The sequence below is a fragment of the Leifsonia sp. KNZ12-8B genome, from assembly GCF_056755495.1.
The window spans coordinates 1-24273 of sequence record NZ_JBPGXM010000046.1; the positions used below are offsets into that span (position 1 = coordinate 1).

The following is a 24273-nucleotide window of genomic DNA, read 5'->3' on the forward strand; positions in this document are numbered from 1 at the left end:
GGGGGGGGTGGGGCGCCCCCGCCATTGGGGGGGGGGGGGGGGGGGGGTGGCACCCGGGCCCGGCCCCCCCGCGACGGTGTCGCCACGATCATCGCTTGCGCCTGGTGTGGAGCTTGACGATGACGACGACGGACACCGCGATGAGGATCACGGCCGGCACCAGGGACAGATCCTTGGACAGGCTCTGCGCGCGGTCCGGGTTGAACGCCCAGATGGCCAGCGGTGTCGCGTATGCGACAGCCAGCGCACCCACCCACCAGCGCATCGCCCGAAGGCGGGCATCGGCCAGCGTGGCGATCACGAGAGTGAGGACGGGCAGCGCAGCGAGGAGCGCGAACTCCCCGAGGACCAGCACAGGCACGGCCCATGCTGCGACGAACACGTACAACGGGGCGCGACGCGGCTTTCGTGCGGCGGGCGCAGCGATCGGGGATGTCATGATCTCCTCCGAGTGACTTTCCCGGTCAGTCCAGCGCCGGGACCCGGTCGACCCCGAGCTGCTGCAGGAGCCACAGGCTGTCCGCGTTCGCCCAGTACTCCGCGAGCCGACCGTCCTTCACCCGCAACGTGTCCGTGCCGTAGAAGGTCATGACCCGGCCGACCGCGTCGGGAGAGGAGGGCGGGAAGCCGCCGGCGTACGTGCCCTGCGCCTTCCAGCGGATGACGAGGAAGTCGCCGTCGACGATCGGGCCGACGTCGAACGCGAAGTCCAGGTCGGGGAAGAGGGTGTTGATGCCGGTCACCCACTCGTCCAGGGTGCGGCGGCCGCTCATCTCCCCGGCCGGCCCGCCGGTGATCGGGGCGGCGTGCGCCAGCCAGTCCTCGTGGATGATGCGGTCCGTGAGGCTGATGTCGCCGTTCCACAGCAGACGCCAGGGCTCGGCGAGGGCGAGGATCTGGTCGCGGGTGTTCGTCATGATGATCTCCGTTTCGTAATGGCCCGTTTGTTTAGTTACGGGGCGTAACTTGAGTATGGACATGTTACGATCGTGATGTCAAGTCGCAGAAAGGATGACCATGGCGAACTCACCGAGCACACCGCGGGAGCGATATCGAGACGAGGTGACGGCCGATATCAAACGACGGGCAGAGGCACAGCTCGCCGAGGTCGGCCCCGGCGGGCTCTCGCTGACAGGGATCGCGCGAGAGCTCGGGATGACGGGGCCCGCGCTGTACCGATACTTCGCCAGTCGCGACGCGCTCCTGACCGATCTGGTCATCGACGCCTACAACGACCTCACCGCCGCCGTGACGACAGCAGCCTCGTCGGCTCCGGACGCCGAGCTGGAGGCTTTCCTCCACGCCTACCGGGCGTGGGCGCTGGCCCATCCCCACCGCTACCGGCTGCTGTACCAGCCGCCGTTGCCGAACTTCGACGCCAACGCCGGCGACGTCGTGGCGGCCGCGACCGGTGCCATGACCGCCCTGATCGCGGCGGTGACCGCTCATCGCGGCACGAGCCCCCGCCGCGTCTCCCCGCCGCGCGCTCCCGAGGCCCTGGCGCGGGGCTTCTCCCAGTGGGCCGACGCGACCGGGGTGACCGCCTCCGCCGACGTCGTCCTCGACGCCGTCCTCATCTGGAGCAGGCTGCACGGCTTCGTCAGCCTGGAGATCGCCGGCAACCTGGCCCTGATGGCGCCCGACGCAGACGCGCTCTTCGCGGTCGAGGCCGAGAGCCTCCTGGGCTGATCCCCGAAGCGTCTCCCCGACCAGACCGCGACGAAAGGACGAATCTGTGACCGACTCCACACGGAACGCATCGGCGGCCGCCTCCGCGGCAGCCGAAGGCGATGCGGCCCACGACGAGACCCTCGTCGACGCCATCGTCGTCGGCAGCGGCTTCGGCGGCGCTGTCGCTGCCGCCCGGCTCGCACAGGCGGGGCGGTCGGTGCTCGTTCTCGAGCGCGGCAGACGCTACCGACCGACGGACTTCCCGCGTGGCGACCGGTTGGAGGACGGCTGGCTGTGGGACGACGAGCCCGGCCTCTACGAGCTGCGCTGGATGGACCGGATGCTCTCCGTGCACGGAGCAGGCTGGGGCGGCGGCTCCCTGGTCTATGCGAACGTGTTCGCGCGGCCCGCGCCGGACGTCTTCACGGACCGGCGGTGGGGCGTCACCCGGGCCGAGCTCGACCCCTACTACGACCTTGCCGCGCACATGCTCGAGGTCGCCCCCGTGCAGCGCGACCCGGCGACCGGACGCTTCCCGGATCGCGTTGCCGCGCTCGAGGACGCCGCCCGCCGGCTGGGCCGCGGAGCAGGAATCGTGCGCCCGAATCTCGCCGTCCGCTTCTCGGACGACCTGAGCACGCCCGTGGTGAACCGGTACGGGAAGGCCCAGCTCGGCTGCTCGTTCTGCGGCGAATGCGTGATCGGCTGCCCCCGGGGCGCGAAGAACTCGCTCGACTTCACGTACCTCGCACTGGCCGAGCGGCTCGGCGCCGTCGGCATCAGCGGCGCAGAGGTGACCAGAGTCGAGCCGGCGGATTCCGGCTATGCCGTCAGCTGGCGCGACGTCGAGTCCGGCGAGGTCCACACCCGTTCCTCCCGCACGGTCGTGCTGGCGGCCGGGGCCGTCGGAACCACGGAGCTGCTGCTGCGGCAGCGCGACATCCACAAGACCCTCCCCCATCTGTCCGCACGCCTCGGCGAAGGGTTCTCCGGCAACGGGGATGCGCTGACCTTCCTGCGCAACCTCACACGCCCCGCCACCGGCAACCCGGGACCCACGATCACCACCAGCACGGTGCTCGACGTGGAAGAAGGCGGAGCGCCGGTCTGGTTCCAGGTTCAAGACGGCGCGATCCCCCACGCCCTCGAGGACCTGATCCGCAACGAAGTACGCTCGGTGCTGCCGCTTCGCCTCCCCGCCCGGAGCAGAAGGTCCGATCGGGCGACGATCGCGCTCCTTCAGATGGGCAGGGATTCGGGCACCGGCCGAGTGCGGCTGGATGCCCGCGGTCGGGCGACGCTCGACTGGGACAGCAGAGCCAACCGGCGCCTCACGCGCTCGCAGGGGCGGGTGGGTCGAGCCGCCTCGCGCCAGCTCGGCGGCCGCGCTTTCGCGAGCCCGTTGTGGTCCATGCTGCGCACGCCGGTCACCGTCCATGCGCTCGGCGGCGTCCCCCGGGGAGCGACAGCCGCCGAAGGGGTCGTCGACGACCACGGCGGCGTCCACGGGTACCCCGGGCTGCTCGTTGTCGACGGCGCAGGCGTGCCCGCCGCAACGGGCGCGAACCCGTCGGCGACGATCCTGGCACTCGCCGAACGGGCCATCGAGCACGCGATCCGGTCGACCGGGGATCCGGACTGGCGCGCGCCGGAGTGGCCGCACGTCACGCACTCCGCACCGCCGGAGGACGCAGCCACCTCGGCCATGACGACGTTGCGGGAGCGACGGGCCGGAGACGGGCTCCGCTTCCACGAGACCCTCGCCGGGACCGTCACCATCGACGGCGTCCGCCGGGCAGCGTCGGCACGCCTCGACGTGGAGCTGGAGAGCTGGCGACGATTCAGCTCGGACGGCACGCATGCCCTGACCGTTTCCGGACGCATCGACATCGACGGAATCGCCACCGACCAGCCCACGACAGGGCGACTCGAGCTCTTCCCCGACGGCGAGGACGTCGCGATGCGATACCTGCTCGAGGGACAGGACGACCGCGCTCATCCCCTCCGGCTGACCGGCGAGAAGGTCCCGCGAGGCCCGTTGGGGATGTGGCACGCCCTCACGACATTGCGCGTCGAGGTCTCGACCTCGCCGGGCATCCGGCCGCACCGCGGGATCCTCACGATCAGGAGCGCCGAGGTGCTGCGCATGCTCGGGTCGGTGAACGGCGTCGGCTTCACTGCCGCGAGGCGCCTCGCCGTCGTCACCCGTTTCGCCGGCTTCTTCACCCTCGGCGCACTCCGAACGGCACATCGCCGGAGGTGACGCGGATCACCCCACCGGCAGCCCGACCCGGTCCGTCTCCAGTGACGCGCGCAGCCGGGACAGAGCCGCGGTGACCCCCTCCAGCTCAGCCGGCGGGAGCGGGATGAGCGCGGCGAGACGGCTGCGGAACGAGCGCTCGGCGTCGGCGACCAGCTGCTCCCCCTCCGGGGTGAGGCTCACCAGGGAGGAGCGGCCGTCGTTCGGGTTGGGGTGGCGGCGGACCCAGCCCTGCGCCTCCATCCTGTCGATGCCCTTGCTGATGGCGCCCACGCCGGCCGCGAAGGCGTCGGCGATGTCGATGACCCGCGACCCCGGGAGCCGAGCGAGACGGCGGAGCAGCTCGAACTGGGAGGCGGCGATGCCGTGCTCGGCACGGAGCGTCTCGTTGACAGCGTTGTAGAGGCGCGTCTCGCACCGCACCAGGTCGTCGAAGAACGCCGGGGCCACCTGTTCGCTTGCAGATTCATATGCCACGGCATATAGTCTACGAACTACATGCCTAGGCATATATCCGAGAAGGGACACCCCATGAGCATCGAACAGCGGAAAGACCTCGACGACCGACTCCGGACCGCGCCGACGGCACCGCCGCAGACCGTCGAGGAGATGAGGCGGGGATTCACCGCCCTCATGGGCTCCTTCCGGGTGCCGGCCGGTGTGCGCGTGACACAGACCCGTCTGGGCGGACGACCGGCGACGCGGGTCGAGCCGGAGACGGGCGCCAGGCCAGGCACGCTGCTGTACTTCCACGGCGGCTCCTTCGCGCTCGGCTCCCCCGCGACCGCGCTGAGCCTGACCGCGCAGCTGGTGCTCCGCACCGGCATGGCCGCACTCTCGCTGGACTACCGGCTCGCACCGGAGCACCCGTTCCCGGCGGCGATCGAGGACGGTGTGGCGGCGTACCGAGAACTGCTCGAGACGGGCGCGCCCGCCACCGCGATCGCCTTCGCCGGCGACTCCGCCGGCGGCGGACTGACGGTCACGACCTCGCTGGCCGCGCGGGATGCCGGACTGCCCGTCCCCTCGGCCGTCGTCGCCTTCTCCCCCGGCCTCGACCACACGCGCTCGGGCGCCAGCATGGTCGCCAAGGAGGGCGTCGATCCGTTCTTCACCGCGGAGGGTATGCGGCGCACGGGTGAGCTCTACCTGGCGGGGCAAGACCCCGCGCAGCCGCTGCTCGCCCCGGCGGTGCTCGGCGACCTCCGCGGACTGCCGCCGATGCTGCTCCAGGTGGGCACGAACGAGCTCCTCCTCGACGACTCCGTCCGCCTCGCCGATCGCGCCCGGGACGCCGGAGTGGATGTGATCCTCGACGTCACCACCGGCGTTCCGCATGTCTTCCAGGCGTACGTGGACGCGCTCGACGAGGCGGGTGAGGCCCTCGACAGGGCCGCACTGTTCCTCCGTCAGCGCGTCGGACGCTCGGCGTCGATGGAGGCCGTGACCGGCTCGCCGGCGTAGGTCTCCGCGGCCCGGACGAAGACCAGGAGCCACGCGAACAGCAGTCCCGCCGCGACCAGCTCCGTCCCGGTCAGGCTGTAGTAGTCGATCGGCACCCACAGCAGCACCGACACCACGATGCCGGCCACGACGACGATCGTGAAGCCGACGAGGTCCTTCGGAAGGTCGGGCACCCGGCTCAGGGACACGAACACCACCGCGCCGAAGAAGACGACGATGCCGGAGGCCGCCCCCACGTGCACCACGACGTTCACGGCATCCGGCACGGCGCCCGCCGTCACCATGCAGAGCCCGATGGCCGCGAACAGCCAGGTGAGTGCAACGCTCGTCACGGCATCCGGTGCGCCGCGGCGAGCGAGGCCCAGCTCGAACGAGTGGCCGACGAAAGCTGCGAGCACGGTCAGCAGCAGCCCGGTCATGATCAGGGCCAGGTTGAATCGATACCCGGTGACCCCTGCGGTGTTGCCGAGCTGCGAGAAGTGCAGCTGCCACCAGGACTCGTCGGGCGAGCTCACCATGCTCGCGAGCGTCCCCATGAAGAGGAGGGACACCGCCAGAGCGGCGATGCGGGGGCCGCTGGTGCGCGCCCCGTACAGCGCGCCGGCGTAGGCGAGGGCGGCGGCGGCGAAACCGGCCAGCGCCCCGCCGCCGAGCGGGTCGACGGTGAGGCCGCGGAAGCCGAGCTGGAACACCTGGGCGACGGCGATCACGACCAGATAGGCAGCCAGCCCGACCGCCGCCGTGAGCACGACGAGGTCGACGATCCGCTTCACCGCAGGGACGCGATCCCTCCACGCCAGCTCGGGTCGAGCGCTGCGGCCGCCGTCCGTCACGTACGCCACGGCGAACGACAGGCCCGCCGCCGCTCCGGCGAACCAGCCGGCGCGGGTTCCGAGCGAGTCAGGGCCGCCGAGCGCGATCCGCTGGCCCTGCGCCATGATCGCGACGACGACCGCCGCGCCCACGAACGCGATGGCCGCGGCACGGACCGGGACGATGGCACGCGACACGGCGGCCCCCTTCCTCTTTAGAGGCGATGCGCTTCGTGCTGCGGACGCACTGGCCTTGTGGCTGCTCATCCTCAGCATTCTCGTCGACGAGGGCGTCAGCGCGCGGCCGATGGCGCGGCGTCTCGCCACCCGCCACCGAGGCCGATGAGGTACGTCTTCAGGATCGCGGCCAGATCGATCGGGTTCTGTCGCGTCACCCGGAAGAGGAGCAACGCCTCGCACAGCGCGGTGAGTTCGCGAGCTTCCTGCTCGGTCGCGGAGATCCCGACGCGCTGCAGGATGTCGGCGGCTTTTCGGTAGTGGTCCTGCGCGCCCTGGGATACATCCGAGATCCTGTCCGCCAGGTCGGGCCATTGCGCCAGCTCCGGGAGTATCGCGGATCGCGCTCGAAGGGCGGGGCCGGCCCGAGCGGAGCGTTCGATGCCCTCGACCAGGAGCGAGGCGGCCTCGTCGATCGTGGCAGGACGCGCAAACTGCTCCATCTCGCTCGGCTTCAGCTCCGGGTTGTTCGCGATCGCGTCGACGACGAGACCCACCAGCTCCTTGCGCGTCGGCGCGTGATACGAGGTCGTACCGGTCGGGAGGCCCGCGGTCGCATCCACACGCCGATGCGTCAGTCCGCGCGCGCCGTACTGATCGATCACGGTGATGGCGGCGTCGGCGATGAGTTTCCGCCTGTCGGGCAAGCGATGCTCCTTTGCACGGCAACCTGAGCGTCTGGGTTCCCCAGACAATCTACCCTGCCCGCCGGAGAGCCTTCCCCGAGGACAGGAGCTCTCCGGCCCATGACGCTCGAGGGTCGGCGTCGACGACCACGCCCTTGATCGCGATCGTCAGAGGAACGGCGAGGATCGCGCCGACCGGCCCGAGGATCCACACCCCGAGGGCGATGGCGACGACTTCGGCCGTCATCGAGAGCCCGACCGCGTCGCCGATGAATTTGGTGGGCAGCAGGGAGGTGACCACGAAGTTCAGGACCACATAACCGATGACGATGATCAGCGCGGTCTCCCAGCCGTGGAGCGTGAGCCCGAGCACCGCCGGCGGAATCATCCCGACCCAGAAGCCGAGGTACGGGATGTAGTTGCACACCGCGGCGAGCATGCCCCACAGGGGCGCGAACGGCACGCCGAGAAGAAGGAGGAGGCCGGTGTCGAGCACGCCGACGATCACGGCGAAGATCGTGGTGACGACGAAGAACCGCCGCGTCCGCACGGCGCTCAGCCGCAGCGCGTCGACGATGCGGGGATGATCGGCGCGCAGTGTCCTGGTCCGATCGGCGAGCTGGGTGGATTCGATCGTGAGGAAGATCAGCACCGTCCCGAGCAGGATGGCGGTGAAGGCGAAGCCGACGATGGAGGGCAGCTGAGCGGTGAGCCAGCGCGCGGCGGTCGGAAGGTCGATCCAGGTGAGGAGCTCGTCGGTCTGCGGCCGGCCGATCCCCGCCTGGGTCAGAGCGTCCCGGAAGCCGCGGATGAGGGCCTCGAACTGCGCGCTGTACCGCGGGAGGATCGACGCGAACCGCGCCAGGGCGTAGAGGATCAGGGCGGCCACCGCCGCGATCGATCCGTACACCGCCACGGTCAGCGCCGCGAGCGAGAGGGGGGCGCCGACGCCGCGGGCGCGCAGCCTGCCGTAGACCGGGTGAACCAGCGTGACCACCAACGCCGCCAACAGCACCGGGTTGAGCAGCCACGCCAGCTCACGCAGGCCGAAGGCCGCGATGATCGCGGCCGCCAGGCCGCAGAGGATCCTCATCGGCGCCCGCACCTCGCCCTCCCGCGTCCGGTCAGTCGAGCGGGTCCCGAGCGATCGGGGAGGTCATGCAGTGCCCGCCGCCGCGGCCGCGGCCGAGCTCTGCGCCGGCGATGGTGATCACCTCGACACCGGCCTTGCGCAGTGCGGCGTTGGTGAGGGTGTTCCTGTCGTAGGTGAACACGACGCCCGGCTCGACGGCGACCGCGTTGTTGCCGGAGTCCCACTGCTGGCGCTCCGACGCGTACGCGTCCCCTGCGGTCTCGACCACGCGCAGGCGCGGCAGGCCCATCTCTCGGGCGACGACGTCGACGAACGGCGTCCCGCCCTCGTCCACGACCTCCACACCGGGACTCCTGTCGCTGGGACGGAGCACGTAGGGGTGGATGCCGTCGACGATCGCCGGGTGGACGGTGACGAGGTCGCGGTCGGCGAACGTGAACACGGTGTCCAGGTGCATCGCGGCCCGCAGCTTCGGCATGCCGGCGACGACGACCGAGGTCGCCGCGCCCCGGTCGAACAGCGCCTTGGCCACCTGGGTGATGGCCTGCCGGGAGGTGCGCTCGCTCATCCCGATGAGCACGACGCCGCCGCCGACGGGCATGACGTCTCCGCCTTCCAGCGTCGCCTGTGCCCAGTCCTGCTCCGGATCGCCCCACCACACGGTGGAGTCCTTGTAGTCGGGGTGGAACGAGTAGATCGCCTTCATCAGGAGCGTCTCGTCCTTGCGGGCCGCCCAGTACAGCGGGTTCAGGGTGACGCCGCCGTAGATCCAGCAGGTCGTGTCGCGGGTGTAGAGCGTGTTCGGCAGCGGCGGCAGCAGGTACTCCCGCGCATCCGGCGAGTCCGTGGCCAGCGTGGCGTAGCCCCCGGAGAGCTCCTTCGGCAGATCACCGACCGCGAGACCGCCGATCAGCACCCGCGCCAGCACCCGGTCGGGGAGCTCGTCGAGGTAGGCGCGCGTGTCGTCCACCAGCCCCAGGCCGACGCGGTTGGGGACGACCTTGCGGTCCAGGAGCCACGAGCGCGCCTGCGGCAGGGCCATGGTCTGGGTGAGGAGGTCGTGCAGCTCCACCACCTCCACGCCTCGGTTGGTGAGCTTGTTGACGAAGTCGAGATGATCGCGCTGGGCGGCCTCGACCCACAGCACGTCGTCGAAGAGCAGCTCGTCGGAGTTCGTCGGGGTGAGCCGCTCGTGGGCGAGGCCGGGTCGGCAGACGAGCACCTTCCGCAGCCGGCCCACCTCGGAGTGGACGCCGTGAGTGATCGTGGTCATGATGATTCCCTTCGTGTGGTCGGACGGACGGGACGGCTCAGATGGAGATCCAGCCGGCGATGAGGCCGACGACGGCGGCGACGGCGAGCACGACGACGACGGCGAACATCACCAGCTCGCCCGGGCCGAACGCGCGGCGCCGCTGCTCCCGGCGCGTGATGACGAACAGCACGGTGGCGGGGGCGTAGAAGAGGAAGGAGATGAGCACCAGGTCGAGACCGGCGGCGAAGACCAGGAACGCGGTGTAGACCGTCGCCAGCACGCCGATGACGAGGTCGCCGACCAGGGTGGATCGCTTCGCGGTCTCGTACGTCTCCCGCGTCGCCCGCAGCTTCACCGCGTAGAGCGCCGCGAGCAGGAACGGGATCAGCGTCATCACGGCCGTCATGTCCAGCGCGAAGTCGAACGCATCCTCGGAGAAGTACGTGAGCACGAGGACCACCTGCGACAGCACCGTGCTGATCAGCAGGGCGTTCACCGGCACATCGCTGCTGCTCTGCCGGGCCAGGAACTTCGGCATGTCGCGGTCCTTCGCCGCGACGAACAGCACCTCGGCCGCCATCAGGGTCCAGGCCAGGTACGCGCCGAGGACGGACACGATCAGCCCGGCCGAGACGAACACGCTGCCCCACGGACCGACGGCGGCCTCCAGCACACCGGCCATCGACGGCTGGCGCAGCTTCGCGATCTCGCTCATCGGCAGGACGCCGTAGGACACGATCGTCACCGAGGCGAAGATCGCCAGCACGCTCAGGAAGCCGAGAACCGTGGCACGGCCGACGTCCTCGCGCTTCTTCGCGTGCCGCGAGTACACGCTCGCGCCCTCGACGCCGAGGAACACGAACACCGTGACCAGCATCGTCCCGCGCACCTGATCGAACAGCGGCCCCGCGTAGTCCGCGCCCTGCCAGTTCTCCGCGAACACGGAGGGGTCGAAGACGAAGAGCGCGATCAGCACGAAGACGATGATCGGGATGACCTTCGCGACCGTGACGATGCGGTTGATCGCCGCAGCCTCCCGGATCCCCCTCCGCACCAGCAGGAAGAACAGCCACAGGCCGACGGACGACAGCACGATCGCCAGGACCGTGTCTCCGGCGCCGAGGGCCGGGAACCACTGCCCGAGCGTCGACATGATCAGTACCCAGTAGGTCACATTGCCCACGCAGGCGCTCGCCCAGTACCCGGCGGCGGAGAAGAACCCGGTGTACTCGCCGAAACCGGCCTTCGCGTAGGCGTAGACACCGGCGTCGAGCTCCGGCTTGCGCACCGCCAGCCGCTGGAACACGAACGCGAGCATCAGCATGCCTGCCCCGGCGACGATCCAGGCGATCAATGCGCCCGCGACCCCGGTCTCCTGGGCGAAGCGCCGCGGGAGCGAGAACACTCCGGCGCCGACCATCGAGCCGACGACCATCGCCGACAGCGTCAGCAGCGAGACCTTCGAGACTCCGGGTGGGGATGCAACCGCGTTCTTGTCGGACATGCTCGACTCCGTTCGTTCATCGCGGACCGGTCCGCCGGCTGCTACAAATGTAGTGTCATCGGAGATGCGGCATCAACGGGCGCCTCCGATCGGCGCGTCGCACGCTGCATCTCCGGCGCCGCATTCGGCTGAACGAAAGGGATGTACCACCCATGAGCGACCCCATCGAGTCGGTTCTGAACGAGTTCTCGTTCGACCACCGCCACATGTCCGGACGTGCGGTCAACGCCGTGCGCACCGTTCTCGGGATCGGCGGCGTCGCCGCCGTGGTGCTCGGCGTCGTCCTGCTGATCTGGCCGGTGAAGACGATCGCCGTGCTGGCGGTGTTCCTCGGCATCTACTTCGGCGTCAGCGGAGTGCTGCGGATCGGCATGGGCGTGTTCAGCCGCGGGATGCGCGCCGGTGCGAGGGCGGTGAACCTGATCCTGGGCGTTCTGCTGGTCCTGGTGGCCGTCGTCGCGCTGAAGAACGTCGCCACCGCCTCGGTCGCCCTGCTGATCTTCGCCGTCGCGTTCATCGGTGTCGGCTGGATCATCGAAGGCGTGCTCGCGCTGGCCGAGTCCGGCCGGTCGGCGTCGTCGGGATGGTCGATCGCGTTCGGGATCCTGAGCATCCTCTCCGGCATCATCGTGCTCGTGCTGCCCGTGTCATCGGCGGTCGTGCTGCTGACCTTCGCCGCCGTCGCCCTGGTCGTGCTCGGGGTGCTCGGCGTCGTCCGCGCCTTCACCTTCGGCCGTGATCGGCGGAAGGGGCAGCAGGCTGACGATGCCACCACCGAGCCGGCCCCGGCGGAGACGTCGACGGTCGGCTGAACCGGCCGGGGTCTGCCAGGGGGAGGGCGTGATGCGAGCACGTCAGCATGGCCGGAGGGTCGCCGGCCGGCCGCGATGGCCGCACGTCGCGGCAGCGGCCGCGGTCGCCGGAGCGGCCTGGTCGGGTTGGGTCTGCGGAGTGCTGCTGACCGAGGGGGACACCCTGGGCTGGCTCGCCGCGGGAGCCGCAGGACTCTTCCTGCTCTCTGCAGCGCTGCTGTCAGCGGGGGCCAGGATCTGATGCCGGCGCGGCGCGACCGGGGCTCACGACCTCATCGAGGGACGGTGGCGACATGTCGATAGACCGCCTGCAGCGGCCAGTGCTCCATGCTGTCCAGCTCGTACACATCGGTGGCGGCGACCCCGGCGAACCGGGTGGGCACGGTGATGCGCGTGGGCGGCTCCGCCGCGGCCGGCATGCGGATCGCACGGTCGAGATCGGAGTCGGAAGCGTGCATCAGGACCGCCCAGAAGGAGTTGGACATCACGAGCCTGACGATACAAAACGGTCGAACCATCCTGTCAAGAGTGCAATTCGTCCACGAAACACCCCCTATTCGCGTCATATTGACGCCTGGACGCGCGAGCCGCTAGCTTCGGTGGCTATGAGAATCCGAACCGGGATACTGGCGGCCGCTGCTGCCTCGGCCGTGCTCGCCGCCCTCGCCGGGTGTGCGCCCGCCGGGTCCTCCTTCGCCGGAACCTGGGGCACGTCCGACGCGGGAGAACCCTCCCTGACGATCGAGTCGAGCGACTCCTTCCACGGCTACGACGGCTGCAACCAGCTGACCGGGAAGGGGCGTGCGGACGGGGACACCTTCCTCCTGGGCGACTTCGCGATCACCCGGAAGGCGTGCCCCGACACCGACGACTGGCTGAGCCAGGCCTACACGGCACGGATCTCCGGCGACGACCTCGTCGTCTACGACCGGAGCGGCGAGAAGATCGGCTCGCTGGGCCGGCAGTAGGTCGTTGCCGGCTCGGGCGGAGGTCTCGTGGCGTCGGGATCCTCGAGCGCGAGAGGCCGGCTTCAGGCTCCGTCACACGGGCGTGTCGGCCTCGGCGTCCCCATGCTCGTCCACGCTGCGCGAGTTCGTCAGCGTGAGGGCGCCGAAGCCCGCGATCAGCCCGACGGCCACGGCGAGGATGCCGAAGATCGCCTGCTCGCCGTCGAAGAACGACGCGACCAGTTCGTGGCTCCACGTGCCGTTCGGCAGCACGGTGGTGACGAGCACGGCGATGAGCGTTCCGACGACCGCGGTCCCGATGCTCGTGCCGACTTCTTGCGCGGCGTCGTTCATCGCGGCCCCCATGGACGTGCGGTTCTCGGGCATCGCCCCGACGAGCGCGACCGCGGAGATCGTCATGACGGTGCGCAGGCCGATCGTCATCACGATCATGGAGGCCGCGATCGCCACGTAGTTCTGCTGCACGCTCCACGCCATCATGCCGAGGCCCGCTGCGAGCAGCAGCGCACCCACGAAGCAGGCGATGCGGTGCCCGAAGCGACGCACGAGCCACTCGGTCAGCGGTGTCGCGGCGATCATCGTGAGGATGATGGGAAGGTTGGCGAGGCCCGCCAGGAGAGGCGTCCATCCCCAGGCGTACTGGAAGTGCAGGACCAGGGCGAACATCACGCCGGCCATCGCGATCGCGGTGCCGATCTGAGCGATGGCGGCCCCCCGGACGGTGCCGCGGCGGAACAGGGCGAGGTCGAGCATCGGCGCCGCAGCTCGGCGCTCGCGCACGATGAACAGGACGAGGGAGGCCACGGCGCCGAGCGCGACCGCGATGGTGAGAGGAGACGACCACCCGTTCTGCACTCCGCTGGTCAGGGTGTAGCAGGCGAGGCCGATCGTCAGGATACTGAGGACGGCGCCGGGCACGTCGAGCCTGTCCTTCGTGAGGCCGTCGGCCGTGTCGGGCGCGACCCCGAAGTGCACGCCGAGACACGCGACCAGGGCGATCGGAGCGTTGACGAGCAGCAGCCACTGCCAGGACAGGTGGGTGAGCACGGTGCCTGCGAGGAGCGGGCCGAGAACGAAGCCCGACATGCCGACGACCATCATCAGGGTGATCGCGCGCATCCGCAGCTTGTCGTCGTCGAACAGCCGGAACACCAGGGAGTTGGTGATGGGCGCCATCGCCGCCGCGGCGACGCCGAGCAGCGCACGCAGCGCGATCAGTTCGCCGGTGGTGGTGATCAGCAGGACGCCGAGGCTCAGCAGACCGAACAAGCCGAGCCCGATCTGCAGGACGCGGCGGCGACCGAAGCGGTCGGCGATCGATCCGGCTGTCAGCAGCAGGCCCCCGAAGGTGAGCGAGTACGCGCCGGTGATCCACTGCAGGGAGGTCGTGTCGCCGCCGAGGCTGCGCCCGATCGTCGGCAGCGCGACGGAGAGCAGGGTGTTGTCGACCATCTCGACGAAGAAGGCGAGGCAGAGCGCGGCGAGGGGCATCCACGCGGCCTTCATCGACAGATAGGTGCGGGGGCGGGTCGGCGTCTCGGTGCTCATGGCTACTCCTGGATCGAACAGTGTTCGAGTCTCGAACAACGTTCGATAGAATAGAACGGCGTTCGATAATCCGCAAGCGGCGGTCCGATTGTGATGGGATGGGTGGCATGAGCACTCCACGGCGGGATGCGGAGGCGCGAGGCGGCGGCCGCGGCCGCGCGCCGCAGAAGCGTCCCCGCGCCTCGCACTCCCTGGAGTCCGTCCTCGCCGAGGCCGTGGCGATCCTCGACGAGTCCGGCGCGCAAGGGCTCACCATCCGCGTCCTCGCCTCCCGGCTGGGCGGTGGGCCGGCGAGCGTGTACTGGTATGTGTCGGGGCGCGACGAGCTCCTCGATCTCGCGGCCGACTCCGTGCTCGCCGGCGTGCTGGAGGACGTGGCCGACGTGGCGTCGGAGGATCCGATCGCCGATCTGCGCGCGATCGCCCGCACGCTCTTCGACGCCATCGTCGACCGGCCCTGGCTCGGCGCCTACGCCATGCGCGACACCGGGCGGCAGATCCACTCGCTCCAGCTCTACGAGCGGATCGGCGAGGAGGTGATGCGCCTCGGGCTCGGCCCGCGCCAGAGCTTCTACGCCGCCTCGGCGGTGGTGGGCTTCGTCATCGGCACCGCGGCCGACATGGGCCAGGAACTCCCGGATGCCGTCGCCTCCGGCGAGCTCGACCAGAAGCAGTATCTCGCTGAGGCCGCCAGGCAGTGGCGCGCACTCGACCCCGCGGAGTACCCCTTCATCCACCACATCGTCGACGAGTTCGCCGTGCACGAGGACCGCGATCAGTTCCGCGCCGGCCTCGACCTCCTGCTGGCGGGACTCGAGCTGCGGGCCTCGGCGGCCACAGCCCGGTCCGCCGTTGAGCTCACCCCGCCCAACGGCCGCGCGCCACGCCGATCCTGATCGCGGCCGTCGTCACCGCGCCGTGCGCTCGAAGGCGACGGAGGCCAGCGCCGCCGCCTGGTCGGCGAGGACCGCGTCGTCGAAGACGACCCGCGGCGAGTGGTTCCATTCGACCGTGGCGAGATCCGTCTCGGGCGGCGAGGTCATCAATGCGATGAAGGTGCCAGGCACCTCGTCGAGGACGAAGGCGAAGTCCTCGGACCCCATCATCGGGGTCGGCATCGTGATGACCCGCTGCTCGCCGAACAGGCCGCGCAGGTTCGCCACGGTGGCCGCGGTCTCATCCGCGTCGTTCACGGTCACCGGGTACATCGTCTCGAAGCGGACGTCGGCGGTGAGGCCGTGTGCGGCCGCGATGCCCTGGGCGACGCGCGGCAGCCCGTCGGAGAGGATCGCCAGGGACGCCGGCGACATGTTCCGCACCGTCGCGGCGAGCTGGACGCTCTCGGGGATCACGTTGACCGCACCGTCTCCGGTGGACAGGCGGGTGACGGAGAGCACGACCGGGTCGAAGGCGTCGAAGCTCCGGGTGACGAAGCTCTGAAGCGCCAGCACGATCTCCGCGGCGACGGGCACCGGGTCGAGGGTCTGGTGCGGCTGCGAGCCGTGGCCGCCGCGCCCGCGGACGGTCACGAACAGCTGGTTGGACCCGGCCGCGACCGCGCCGCTGCGCGTGGCGAAGAGCCCGCGGGGCCCGGGGGCGACGTGGATCGCGTACGCGGCGACCGGCCGCTCGCCCGCGGCACCGAGGAGGCCCTCCTCGAGCATGACCTTCGCGCCGCCGTGGCCCTCCTCGCCCGGCTGGAACATGAAGATCACCGATCCGTGCAGGCGGTCCCGGTGGGCGGACAGCAGCCGAGCGGCGCCCACCAGGCCGGCGGTGTGGAGGTCGTGGCCGCAGGCATGCATCGCGCCGTTGCGCGACGCGTACTCCAGACCCGTGGCCTCCTCGATCGGCAGGGCGTCCATGTCTCCGCGGAGCAGCACCGTCGGCCCGGGGAGGGCGCCGCGGAGCACGGCGACCACCGAGGTCGTCCGCTCTCCGGTGGTGATCTCCAGCGGCAGCCCGTCCAGCGCCGCGAGCACCTTCTGCTGGGTGCGGGGCAGGTCGAGGCCGAGTTCGGGGTCGGCGTGCAGCGCGCGGCGCAGTGCGACCAGGTCGGGAAGGATGCGGGCGGCGTCGGTCGTGAAATCGGGGGTGGTCATGATCAGGCTTCCGTCGGGGTGGCGTGGAGGGTCTTCGGCATCCGCATGAATGCCAGGGCGATGGCGGCGATCACGAAAGCGCCGGCGCAGATGCCCCAGATCGCGATGTAGCCGCCGATGGACGAGAAGAGGGCGCCGGAGGCGGTGAACCCGGCGAGCACGACGGCGAAGACGGCTCCGGCCGCCGAACCGCCCAGGGTGCGCAGCGAGTTGTAGACCCCCGCTGCGATGCCGGTGGAGTCGCTCGGCGCGAGCTCGGCGACCAGCGCGGGGAGGGCGCCGAGCAGGAGGCCCATCCCGATGCCGTTGATGGCCGAGACCAGGAAGATCTGCCACAGCTGGTCGTGGAAGGCGATCTGGATCAGCGACCCGGAGGCGGCGAGCACGGCGCCGGCGACGAGCACCGCCCGGATGCCGATCCGGCGTGCCACCGGCGCGAACACCGCCGCCCCGACGGTGGCGAGGATGGTCACCACGGCGGTGACGGCGGAGGCGGTGCCGGCCGTGGCGGTGAACCCGTACCCGGTGACCGCGCGGTCGGCGGTGAGGAACGTCGTCGTCGGCGCCTGCGCGCCGAACATCACCATGCCGAACAGGAACGCGGTCAGGTACGCCGGTCCCAGCCGCCTGGAGACGACGAGCCGGACATCGATCGCCGGCGATGCGACCCGCAGCTCCCAGACGACCCACAGCACGAAGATCAGCGCCGCCGCCGCGAGCGTGCCGATCGTCGCCGCGGAACCGAATCCTTCGCTCGACGCAAGGCGCAGACCGACGAGCAGCAGCACCATCGCCAGCCCGATCCCGATGAAACCGAGCGCATCGATCCGGCCGGCGGTGCGGGTGGTCGACTCCGGCACCTTGAAGAACACGGCGTAGGCGCTCACCGCGACGAACAGCACCGGCACGAGCAGGACGAGGATCAGCGAGGGCAGGACCGCGGAGAACAGCCCCGCTGCGATCGTGCCGACGATGGCGCCGCCGGTGAGGCAGGAGACGAGCAGCCCGATCGAGGTGCGCGCCGTCTCCCCCTTGATCCGGTTGTGCACGAGAGCGATCTCCAACGGCAGCCACACCGCCAGCGGGCCGACCAGGATGCGGGCGGCCAGCACGACGGGGTAGCTGGGCAGGAAGGCGGTCACGAGCGTGCCGACCAGGACGCTGATCACGGCGATGCGGAGCATCCTCCGATGTCCGAACAGGTCGCCGAGCTTCGAGAGCAGCGGGACGCAGACCGCTGCGGCGAGGGTCTGCACGGTGAGGAACCAGGTGATGTCGGCGTCGGACACCTGCAGGTGCTTCGCGATCTCCCCGAGCAGCGGAGCGTAGAAGCCCTGCACGAAGCCGCTGGCGAGTTCGCAGAAGACGAGGAATCCGACGACGGCGCGGGCGCCGACGGTCGGGAGGGACTGGGTGAGGGGTGGCGACTTAGGAGTCATGTGCTGCCTGTTCATCGGCGTCGACGGGTCGACGGGGCGGATGTGCGATGAGAGCGTCGATGATGTCGACGTAGTGGCGCTGGAGGATGACGATGCGCTTGACGGATTGCCGGTACAGGGTGAGCCCGGCGATCGTGTCGAGGAGAAGATCGTGGTCGACGTCGGCGGGGAGCTCGCCGCGGGCGATGGCCCGGTCGATGATGTCGACGCCCTGCTGACGACGGTGCCGGAGGAAGCCCTCCCAGATGATCGGGTAGACATCCGGCTCGAACATCGCGCGAAGGCCGTTCCCCTGCTCCGGGGAGAGGCCCTGGTTCCGTTGGTTCTGGAGGGCGTGATCGAGGAGGTCGGCGCGGACGTCGCCGTGGTCCGGCGTCTCGCCGACCTCCACCTGCCCGAGAAGGGCCGCCGCGACCAGCGCACCCTTGTCCGCGTAGCGGCGGTAGATCGCCGCCTTGCCGCAGCCGGCCGCCTCCGCCACCTGTTCCACGCGGAAGGCGTTGTAGCCCTCCGTGCCCAGCAGACGCGCGGCGGCCTCCAGGATGCGCGTGGTGACGTCCTCGTCGAGAGGCCGTCCGGTGCGCTCGGTCGTCGATGCCATATCCAAACGATACGGAACGGGGCGTTTCGGTTGTGTTACACGTTGATAACGACGCCGTGACGCGCATACGTGCCATCGACGCGGTGGTCCACCCCCTCACTGGGTGCCCGGCCCTCTTGACGCCATCACGTGCGTTCTGATCACTCATGGCTTGTTTATTACGCGCCGTAAACGTCCTGTTACCAGTCTGTTTCCGCGGCCGCAGGACACCCGCGCCGCCCCATAGCCTCCTTCCTGAGAAGCCGTTCAGTCGTGCTCTCGTGCTCCTCTCGCCGCCCGGACGGCCCCTGCACCTGGCCCCGGGCGACTCACCCACCCGTCTCGAGCTAGGAGAACTTTGCCTGCACGCATGTCCGTGCGGCGTCGGATCGCGCTCACCGTCGCTGCCGCACTCGTCCCCGTCGTCGCTTTGACGACCGCCCCCGCCCCCGTCGCGGCCCCCGCACCCGACCCCGTCGTGGCGTCCGGACCCGATTGGGCCGTCACGACCGCTCCCGGCGGCTACCTCGTCACGCTCGAGCTCGACGAGCCGCTGCCGATCGTCGACGACGCGCCGACGCTGCTGGTCGACGGCGAGCCGATCGGACTCGCGACCGAGTCGGCCGACGGGCTGACGCTCGGCGTGGTCACGACCGACCCCGCCGTCGCGGACGCCGACGCGGTGACCAAGGGCTGGTCCAGCGGCGAGGAGGACAAGGCCGCCGAGAGCCCGATCGCCCCGGCGACGCCCGCGGTGCCGGAGAACAAGACGCTCACCAGGCAGATGAAGGCGTTCGCCGGACTGGCCGCGGTCGACGACCCGTCGACCCCGGGCTCGTACGGTGTGACGGAGGCCGAGTACGACTTCGGCGACCAAGCCGTGCCGCTCGCCGCGATCGGCGGCATCCGCGGCGAGCTCACCGGCAAGATGTACCTCACGAACGCCTCGGGCGAGCGCCCGACCATCGTGCTGCTGCACGGGCGCCACACGTCGTGCTCCGGTACCGGCGCGAACCCGCTGCGCTGGCCGTGCGGACCGACCCAGATGAACATCCGCTCCTACCTCGGCTACGAGGGCACCGCGCGGTCGCTGGCCTCGCACGGCTACAACGTGCTGTCGATCGCCGCCAACTCCGTCAACTCGAACGACAACCAGCTCGCCCTCGACTACGGCGCGCAGGCCCGCGGCCAGCTCATCCTCGACACCCTCGGGATGCTCGCGAAGGCGAACGCGGGCGCGGCCGTCGCCTACGACGACATCACCACGGGGACGGACACGACGCCCAGCACCACGACCACCCGTACCCTCGACGAGGCGCTCGTGCGCGCCACCACGCGCACGGATCAGCCGGCCGCCGCGTCGGGTCTGACCGCCGCAGCACTGAAGGGCCGATTCGACCTCGACCACGTCGGCATCATGGGCCACTCCCGCGGCGGCGAAGGCGTGGTCTCGGCCGCGACGCTCAACCAGGCGCTGGCCAAGCCCTACGGCATCGAGTCGGTCCTGCCGCTCGCCCCGGTCGACTTCGGCCGCATGACGCTGCCCGACGTGCCCACCGCCGTGTTCCTCCCCTACTGCGACGGCGACGTCTCCAACCAGCAGGGCCAGCACTTCATCGACGACTCGCGCCACGCGTTCGACGACGACGTGCTCCGCTCGGCCGTCTGGGTCATGGGCGCCAACCACAACTTCTTCAACACGGTGTGGACGCCCGGCCTCTACCCGGCCGCGACGGGCGATGACTGGCGCACGACGGACACCACCTCCACCTGCGCGACGACGAACCCGACCCGCATGACGGCGGCCCAGCAGTACCAGGTCGGCGTCAGCTACATGACCGGGTTCTTCCGCCTCACGATGGGCGGCGAGACGCAGTTCCAGACGCTGTTCGACGGCTCGGTGAAGCCCTCCACCGCCGCGACCTCCTACGCCGACGTGCGGGTGATGGCCACCCAGCCGGCATCGAAGACCGCGCTCGTCACCGACTTCACCGAGACGAGCTCCCTGGTGCGGGTCTCCGGAGGCGCGACCGCCGCGGTCTGCACCAACCTGACCGGTCGCACGGTGCCGCAGTCCCTCCCGTTCTGCGCCACCACCAAGGCATCCGCCCAGGTGCCGCACTGGACGCCCGGGTCGTTCGCGCCGAACGTCCCCGAGTTCCCGGTGACCCGGTTCCTCTGGACGGGCGCGTCGACCACCGATCCGGCGGTGCCCAGCACGGGCGAGCTCCGCGTCACCGTCCCGGCGAAGTACCGCGACGTGTCCCGCCAGGCGCAGCTGACGCTGAAGACCGCGCCTGACGAGGCCGTCCAGACCGGCACCGACTTCACGATCACCGTCGTGGACGGCACCGGCAAGACCTTCGCCGTCGCGGCCTCCGCTATCAACCCGCTGGCCGTGAACCGGATGCCGGGCGGTACGAACACGACGCTCAACAAGGTGGTGCTGCAGCAGCTGACCATCCCGACCTCCACCATCACGGGCATCGACCTGACCGACGTGCGCGAGGTCCGCCTCACCGCGAAGGTCGGCGCCGACGGCACCGGCACGGGCGGCGTGTACCTCTCCGACCTCGCGTTCGACACCCCGGCGGTCGGCACCGCCGTGGTGCAGACCCGGACCACGGTCAACGTGGCGCCGACCGCGGTCGAGGAGGGCTCCGGCCCCGGCTCCGCCGACGTCGCCGTCTACCTGAACCGCGCCGAGAAGTCGGCGGTCAGCGCCTACGTCAGCGTCATCGGCTCGGCCACCGGGCTCGTCGGAATCGGGATGGAGAAGGTGTCCTTCGCGCCCGGCGAGACCTGCAAGGCGATCACCGTCTCCACCCTCGGGAACACGGCGCCGTCCGCGTCCGCGAGCACGGCCTTCAAGGTGAGCGTCACCAACACCACCGACGCCGTGATGGGAGCGAGCGCCTTCGCCAACCTCACCGTCCGCGAGGACGACGGCGTCACCGGAACAGCGACCGCGCTGGCGCCCGTCGGCCCGCAGGGCGATGTGTGCGCCGAGCTCGCCGCCGCCACCACCCCCGTCCCGCTGACCACGTCGGCGGAGGAGGTCGCACCCGGGGACGCGTTCACCCTCACCGCCACGGGCTTCCGCGCCGGCGAGACGATCGCCTTCCGGTACGGCGCCACCGACCTGGGGACCGCGGTCGCCACGGCCGATGGCACCGCGACGGTGGAGGTCCCGATCGCCGAGGACGCCGACCTCGGCCCCGCGGACGCGACGGCCACCGGATCCGGCTCCGGCCGCCGCGCGACCGTCACCGTGTCGGTGCTCGCGCCGACGGAGACCACCCTCACCGCGACTCCGGAGAAGCCGACCGCCGGTGCGAAGGTCGCGTTCACGGCGACGGTCACGGGCCGCGACACCACCGGCACCGTCGTGTTCGTGGACGGCGAGGCGCCGACCGTGGACCCGAGTTCGGGGACCGCTGCCGCCCTCGCCGCCGCGCCGACGGTGCTCGGCGAGGTGGACGTCGTGGGCGGCGTCGCGACGCTGACCCTGCCCGCGGGCCTGGCCGCCGGCGACCACACCATCACCGCCTCCTTCGCCCGCACCGCCACGGCGAGCGCCTCCACCTCCGACCCGATCACCGTGACGGTCGCCGCGGCCCCCTCCACGGGCGGGCCGGACGGACCGGGCAGCGGACCGGGCAACGGACCGGGCAACGGATCGGACGGCGGCTCGGGCAACGGCTCGGGCAACGGCTCGGGCACGGAGGTCGCCGGCTCCGGCGCAACCACGGGCATCGACTCCCTCGCCGAGACCGGCTCGGCGATCGGGCTGTGGCTGCTCGCGGCCACCCTGGTGCTCCTGATGGGCAGCGGTCTGGTGGCCCTGTCACGACGGCGGCGGCAGACCGTGGAATGACGACCGCGGAGTGAATGGACGGGCGGGGTGTCAGGGCGCGTCGAGAAGGTCGCGCGTGGCTGTCCAGAGTCGAGCCTGCCAGGCGACGTCGTCTCCGGGGTGGGCCGGAGTGAGCCGCCTGGTGTTCCTGACGGTGTAGTAGCCGCCGCTCCGTCCGGCGAAGGAGGGGTCGGTGGCGAGTTTCACGATCAGTCCGGCTCCGCGGCGCGGGTCGCCGATGTGGAGGCGGGTGAGGATCTTCTCCAGCGGGGCGGCGAATCCGAGCTCGCGGCCGAGGCCGGTGACGTTGAAACCGGGGTCGAGAACGTTGGCGGTGACACCGGTGCCCTCGATGCGCCGGGCGAGCTCGAGTGTGAACATGATGTCGAGCAGTTTGCTCTTGCCGTAGAGCGCAGACGAGCCGCGGGCGGTGAACGGTGTCGTGTCGGTGAGGTCGTCGGGGAGAGTGAGCACGCCGTGTCGGCGGGATGCTTCGGAGCCCACGTTCACGATCCGGGCTCCGGGCGTTGCGGTCAGCCTGGGGAGGAGTTCCCTGGTCAGCAGCCAGGGGGCGAAGTAGTTCACGGCGACCATCTCCGGATAGCCCTCGTCCGTGATGCGCTGCTCGAATGCGTGCACGCCTGCGTTGTTGATGAGGACGTCGATCCGGTCGTGCCGTTCGGCGATCTCCCGCCCCGCTCTGCGCACGTCGACGGTGCGGGTGAGGTCGACGAGGACGACATCCACCTCGGCACCCGGCACGGAGGTCTGGATCTCGGCGCGGGTCTCGTCGGCGCGCTGCGCGCTCCGGGCGGTGAGGACCAGGCGCGCTCCTCGCCGGGCGAGTTCGGCGGCGGCGATGCGGCCGATGCCGCTGGTCGCGCCGGTGATCACGATGGTCGGAGCAGGTGCGGGGGTCGCCATGGTGGGCTGGTCTCCGTTCGGTCGGGGGAACCGCGGCGGATATAGTGGGGATTTACCAAACATATAGCGATGATGGGTAAATGTCCACTACTTCTCCCGGGGGTACGCCGCCCCACGACGACACCGATCAGCGACGAGACGCCGAGTCGGCGCTGGGCGCCGAGCTGAACGCGCTCCTCAGCGCCTCCCGCGCGCTGACCGAACGAAGCGCCGCCGCTTTCCATCCCGACCTTCAGCCGGCAGCGTTCCATCTCGCTCGCTGGCTCTACGCCTACGGCCCCGCCAACCCCAGCGCCTTGGCCGAAGCCGTGGCGATGGATCGCAGCTCGACCAGCAACCTCATCGGACGGATGAAGGCACTCGACCTCGTCGAAAGCGCCCCTGACCCCGCTGACCGCCGCGCTGTCAAAGTGTCCCTGACCGCTGCCGGCGCCCGCCGGGTCGCCGAAGCCCTCGATCTCCGCGGTACGGCGTTCTTCGCTCGAACGCGAACGTGGTCGACCGACGACCTGCGGACGTTCGTGTCCCTCCTCCACGAGTTCAACGCCCCGGAAGGAACATCATGAGCATCAGCCCCTTCGACGAGCAGGTCCGACGCGCGATCGAGGTGTCCACCGCGGCCCGCGCCCACGGCAACCACCCCTTCGGCGCCATTCTGGTGGCACCGGACGGGAGTGTCGCCCTGGAAGCGGAGAACACCGTCGTGACCGAGAACGACGTCACCGGTCACGCCGAGACGAACCTGGTCCGCGCAGCCTCCCGCAGCGTCCCGCACGACGAGCTGCCCGCGTACACCCTCGTCACGTCCTGCGAGCCGTGCGCCATGTGCGCCGGCGCCATCTACTGGGCAGGGATCGGCACCGTCGTCTACGGACTGTCCGAGCAAGGACTCGCGGCCCTCACCGGCAACCACCCCGCCAACCCCACCCTCGACCACCCGTGCCGGCTGGTCTTCGCCGACGGCAACCGTGACATCACGGTCGTCGGTCCCCTGCTCGAAGACGAGGCCGCCGTCCCGCACGCCGGCTTCTGGGTCTCCTGACGGCGGGCTCAGAGCGCGGCGGCGGCGCGACGTCTACCGCGACGCGCACACCCCGCCCACCTCCTCCCCCCCCCGTGCCC

Annotated in this window: 24 protein-coding genes; 10 read left to right on the forward strand and 14 right to left on the reverse strand. The window is 70.6% G+C overall.

The window, feature by feature from the left end; genetic code table 11:
• Positions 1-88 precede the first annotated feature (88 nt).
• The gene (locus ACR9ZG_RS08905) at positions 89-439 is read right to left on the reverse strand and encodes a hypothetical protein (protein WP_481284470.1); all 351 of its coding nucleotides are present in this window, start codon (positions 437-439) and stop codon (positions 89-91) included.
• 25 nt (positions 440-464) lie between these two features.
• Positions 465-917, reverse strand: coding sequence for an ester cyclase (locus tag ACR9ZG_RS08910; protein ID WP_481284471.1), 453 nt, complete (start codon positions 915-917; stop codon positions 465-467).
• A gap of 145 nt (positions 918-1062) precedes the next feature.
• On the opposite strand from ACR9ZG_RS08910, the gene ACR9ZG_RS08915 reads away from it, so the two are divergent.
• Positions 1063-1689 carry a TetR/AcrR family transcriptional regulator gene (locus tag ACR9ZG_RS08915; RefSeq protein WP_481284472.1) on the forward strand — a complete coding sequence of 209 codons (627 nt, stop codon included), beginning with the start codon at positions 1063-1065 and terminating at the stop codon, positions 1687-1689.
• Positions 1690-1735: 46 nt separating this feature from the next.
• Complete coding sequence (locus ACR9ZG_RS08920; protein WP_481284473.1) at positions 1736-3934, forward strand: GMC family oxidoreductase N-terminal domain-containing protein; 2199 nt, start codon at positions 1736-1738, stop codon at positions 3932-3934.
• A 6-nt stretch (positions 3935-3940) separates the two neighbouring features.
• On the opposite strand, the gene ACR9ZG_RS08925 is transcribed toward ACR9ZG_RS08920, so the two are convergent.
• The gene (locus tag ACR9ZG_RS08925) at positions 3941-4408 is read right to left on the reverse strand and encodes a MarR family winged helix-turn-helix transcriptional regulator (RefSeq protein WP_481284474.1); all 468 of its coding nucleotides are present in this window, start codon (positions 4406-4408) and stop codon (positions 3941-3943) included.
• Between the two features lie 54 nt (positions 4409-4462).
• On the opposite strand from ACR9ZG_RS08925, the gene ACR9ZG_RS08930 reads away from it, so the two are divergent.
• On the forward strand, positions 4463-5395 hold the full coding sequence (locus tag ACR9ZG_RS08930; protein ID WP_481284475.1) for an alpha/beta hydrolase: 933 nt from the start codon (positions 4463-4465) through the stop codon (positions 5393-5395).
• Here ACR9ZG_RS08930 and ACR9ZG_RS08935 read toward each other — a convergent pair.
• The 5 genes from ACR9ZG_RS08935 to ACR9ZG_RS08955 form a co-directional block, all read right to left on the reverse strand.
• Complete coding sequence (locus tag ACR9ZG_RS08935; RefSeq protein ID WP_481284476.1) at positions 5341-6405, reverse strand: DUF998 domain-containing protein; 1065 nt, start codon at positions 6403-6405, stop codon at positions 5341-5343. The two genes, ACR9ZG_RS08930 and ACR9ZG_RS08935, sit on opposite strands and share 55 nt — an antisense overlap.
• A gap of 95 nt (positions 6406-6500) precedes the next feature.
• Complete coding sequence (locus ACR9ZG_RS08940; protein WP_481284477.1) at positions 6501-7091, reverse strand: TetR/AcrR family transcriptional regulator; 591 nt, start codon at positions 7089-7091, stop codon at positions 6501-6503.
• A gap of 49 nt (positions 7092-7140) precedes the next feature.
• Positions 7141-8163 (reverse strand): AI-2E family transporter, encoded by a 1023-nt coding sequence (locus tag ACR9ZG_RS08945; RefSeq protein WP_481284478.1) that lies wholly within the window; start codon positions 8161-8163, stop codon positions 7141-7143.
• Positions 8164-8194: 31 nt separating this feature from the next.
• Positions 8195-9436 carry an arginine deiminase gene (locus tag ACR9ZG_RS08950; RefSeq protein ID WP_481284479.1) on the reverse strand — a complete coding sequence of 414 codons (1242 nt, stop codon included), beginning with the start codon at positions 9434-9436 and terminating at the stop codon, positions 8195-8197.
• 37 nt (positions 9437-9473) lie between these two features.
• Positions 9474-10922 (reverse strand): basic amino acid/polyamine antiporter, encoded by a 1449-nt coding sequence (locus ACR9ZG_RS08955; RefSeq protein WP_481284480.1) that lies wholly within the window; start codon positions 10920-10922, stop codon positions 9474-9476.
• Positions 10923-11074: 152 nt separating this feature from the next.
• Here ACR9ZG_RS08955 and ACR9ZG_RS08960 point away from each other — a divergent pair, with 152 nt between their 5' ends.
• Positions 11075-11734: a DUF308 domain-containing protein gene (locus ACR9ZG_RS08960; RefSeq protein WP_481284481.1), complete on the forward strand. Its 660-nt coding sequence runs from the start codon at positions 11075-11077 to the stop codon at positions 11732-11734.
• A gap of 28 nt (positions 11735-11762) precedes the next feature.
• Positions 11763-11975 (forward strand): hypothetical protein, encoded by a 213-nt coding sequence (locus tag ACR9ZG_RS08965; RefSeq protein WP_481284482.1) that lies wholly within the window; start codon positions 11763-11765, stop codon positions 11973-11975.
• 31 nt (positions 11976-12006) lie between these two features.
• On the opposite strand, the gene ACR9ZG_RS08970 is transcribed toward ACR9ZG_RS08965, so the two are convergent.
• Positions 12007-12222, reverse strand: a complete 216-nt coding sequence (locus ACR9ZG_RS08970) for a hypothetical protein (protein ID WP_481284483.1) — start codon at positions 12220-12222, stop codon at positions 12007-12009.
• 117 nt (positions 12223-12339) lie between these two features.
• Here ACR9ZG_RS08970 and ACR9ZG_RS08975 point away from each other — a divergent pair, with 117 nt between their 5' ends.
• A complete protein-coding gene (locus ACR9ZG_RS08975; RefSeq protein ID WP_481284484.1) occupies positions 12340-12702 on the forward strand; it encodes an META domain-containing protein in 363 nt (120 codons plus the stop codon).
• A 72-nt stretch (positions 12703-12774) separates the two neighbouring features.
• Here ACR9ZG_RS08975 and ACR9ZG_RS08980 read toward each other — a convergent pair whose 3' ends face one another.
• Positions 12775-14250: an MFS transporter gene (locus ACR9ZG_RS08980; protein WP_481284485.1), complete on the reverse strand. Its 1476-nt coding sequence runs from the start codon at positions 14248-14250 to the stop codon at positions 12775-12777.
• A gap of 107 nt (positions 14251-14357) precedes the next feature.
• Here ACR9ZG_RS08980 and ACR9ZG_RS08985 point away from each other — a divergent pair, with 107 nt between their 5' ends.
• Positions 14358-15146, forward strand: coding sequence for a TetR/AcrR family transcriptional regulator (locus tag ACR9ZG_RS08985; RefSeq protein WP_481284486.1), 789 nt, complete (start codon positions 14358-14360; stop codon positions 15144-15146).
• Between the two features lie 12 nt (positions 15147-15158).
• Here ACR9ZG_RS08985 and ACR9ZG_RS08990 read toward each other — a convergent pair whose 3' ends face one another.
• The 3 genes from ACR9ZG_RS08990 to ACR9ZG_RS09000 are packed head-to-tail and all read right to left on the reverse strand — an operon-like array spanning position 15159 to position 18392.
• The gene (locus ACR9ZG_RS08990; protein ID WP_481284487.1) at positions 15159-16352 is read right to left on the reverse strand and encodes a M20 metallopeptidase family protein; all 1194 of its coding nucleotides are present in this window, start codon (positions 16350-16352) and stop codon (positions 15159-15161) included.
• A 2-nt stretch (positions 16353-16354) separates the two neighbouring features.
• Positions 16355-17791 (reverse strand): MFS transporter, encoded by a 1437-nt coding sequence (locus ACR9ZG_RS08995; RefSeq protein ID WP_481284488.1) that lies wholly within the window; start codon positions 17789-17791, stop codon positions 16355-16357.
• Entirely contained in the window at positions 17781-18392 is a 612-nt protein-coding gene (locus ACR9ZG_RS09000; RefSeq protein ID WP_481284489.1) for a TetR/AcrR family transcriptional regulator, read from the reverse strand. The genes ACR9ZG_RS08995 and ACR9ZG_RS09000 overlap by 11 nt, the downstream gene beginning before the upstream one ends.
• A gap of 349 nt (positions 18393-18741) precedes the next feature.
• Here ACR9ZG_RS09000 and ACR9ZG_RS09005 point away from each other — a divergent pair, with 349 nt between their 5' ends.
• Positions 18742-22248, forward strand: coding sequence for an Ig-like domain repeat protein (locus ACR9ZG_RS09005; RefSeq protein ID WP_481284490.1), 3507 nt, complete (start codon positions 18742-18744; stop codon positions 22246-22248).
• A 30-nt stretch (positions 22249-22278) separates the two neighbouring features.
• Here ACR9ZG_RS09005 and ACR9ZG_RS09010 read toward each other — a convergent pair whose 3' ends face one another.
• The gene (locus ACR9ZG_RS09010) at positions 22279-23151 is read right to left on the reverse strand and encodes an SDR family NAD(P)-dependent oxidoreductase (RefSeq protein WP_481284491.1); all 873 of its coding nucleotides are present in this window, start codon (positions 23149-23151) and stop codon (positions 22279-22281) included.
• A gap of 80 nt (positions 23152-23231) precedes the next feature.
• Here ACR9ZG_RS09010 and ACR9ZG_RS09015 point away from each other — a divergent pair, with 80 nt between their 5' ends.
• Both ACR9ZG_RS09015 and ACR9ZG_RS09020 read left to right on the forward strand, forming a co-directional pair.
• Complete coding sequence (locus tag ACR9ZG_RS09015) at positions 23232-23717, forward strand: MarR family winged helix-turn-helix transcriptional regulator (protein WP_481284492.1); 486 nt, start codon at positions 23232-23234, stop codon at positions 23715-23717.
• Positions 23714-24193, forward strand: coding sequence for a nucleoside deaminase (locus tag ACR9ZG_RS09020; RefSeq protein WP_481284493.1), 480 nt, complete (start codon positions 23714-23716; stop codon positions 24191-24193). The genes ACR9ZG_RS09015 and ACR9ZG_RS09020 overlap by 4 nt, the downstream gene beginning before the upstream one ends.
• Positions 24194-24273: the final 80 nt, after the last annotated feature.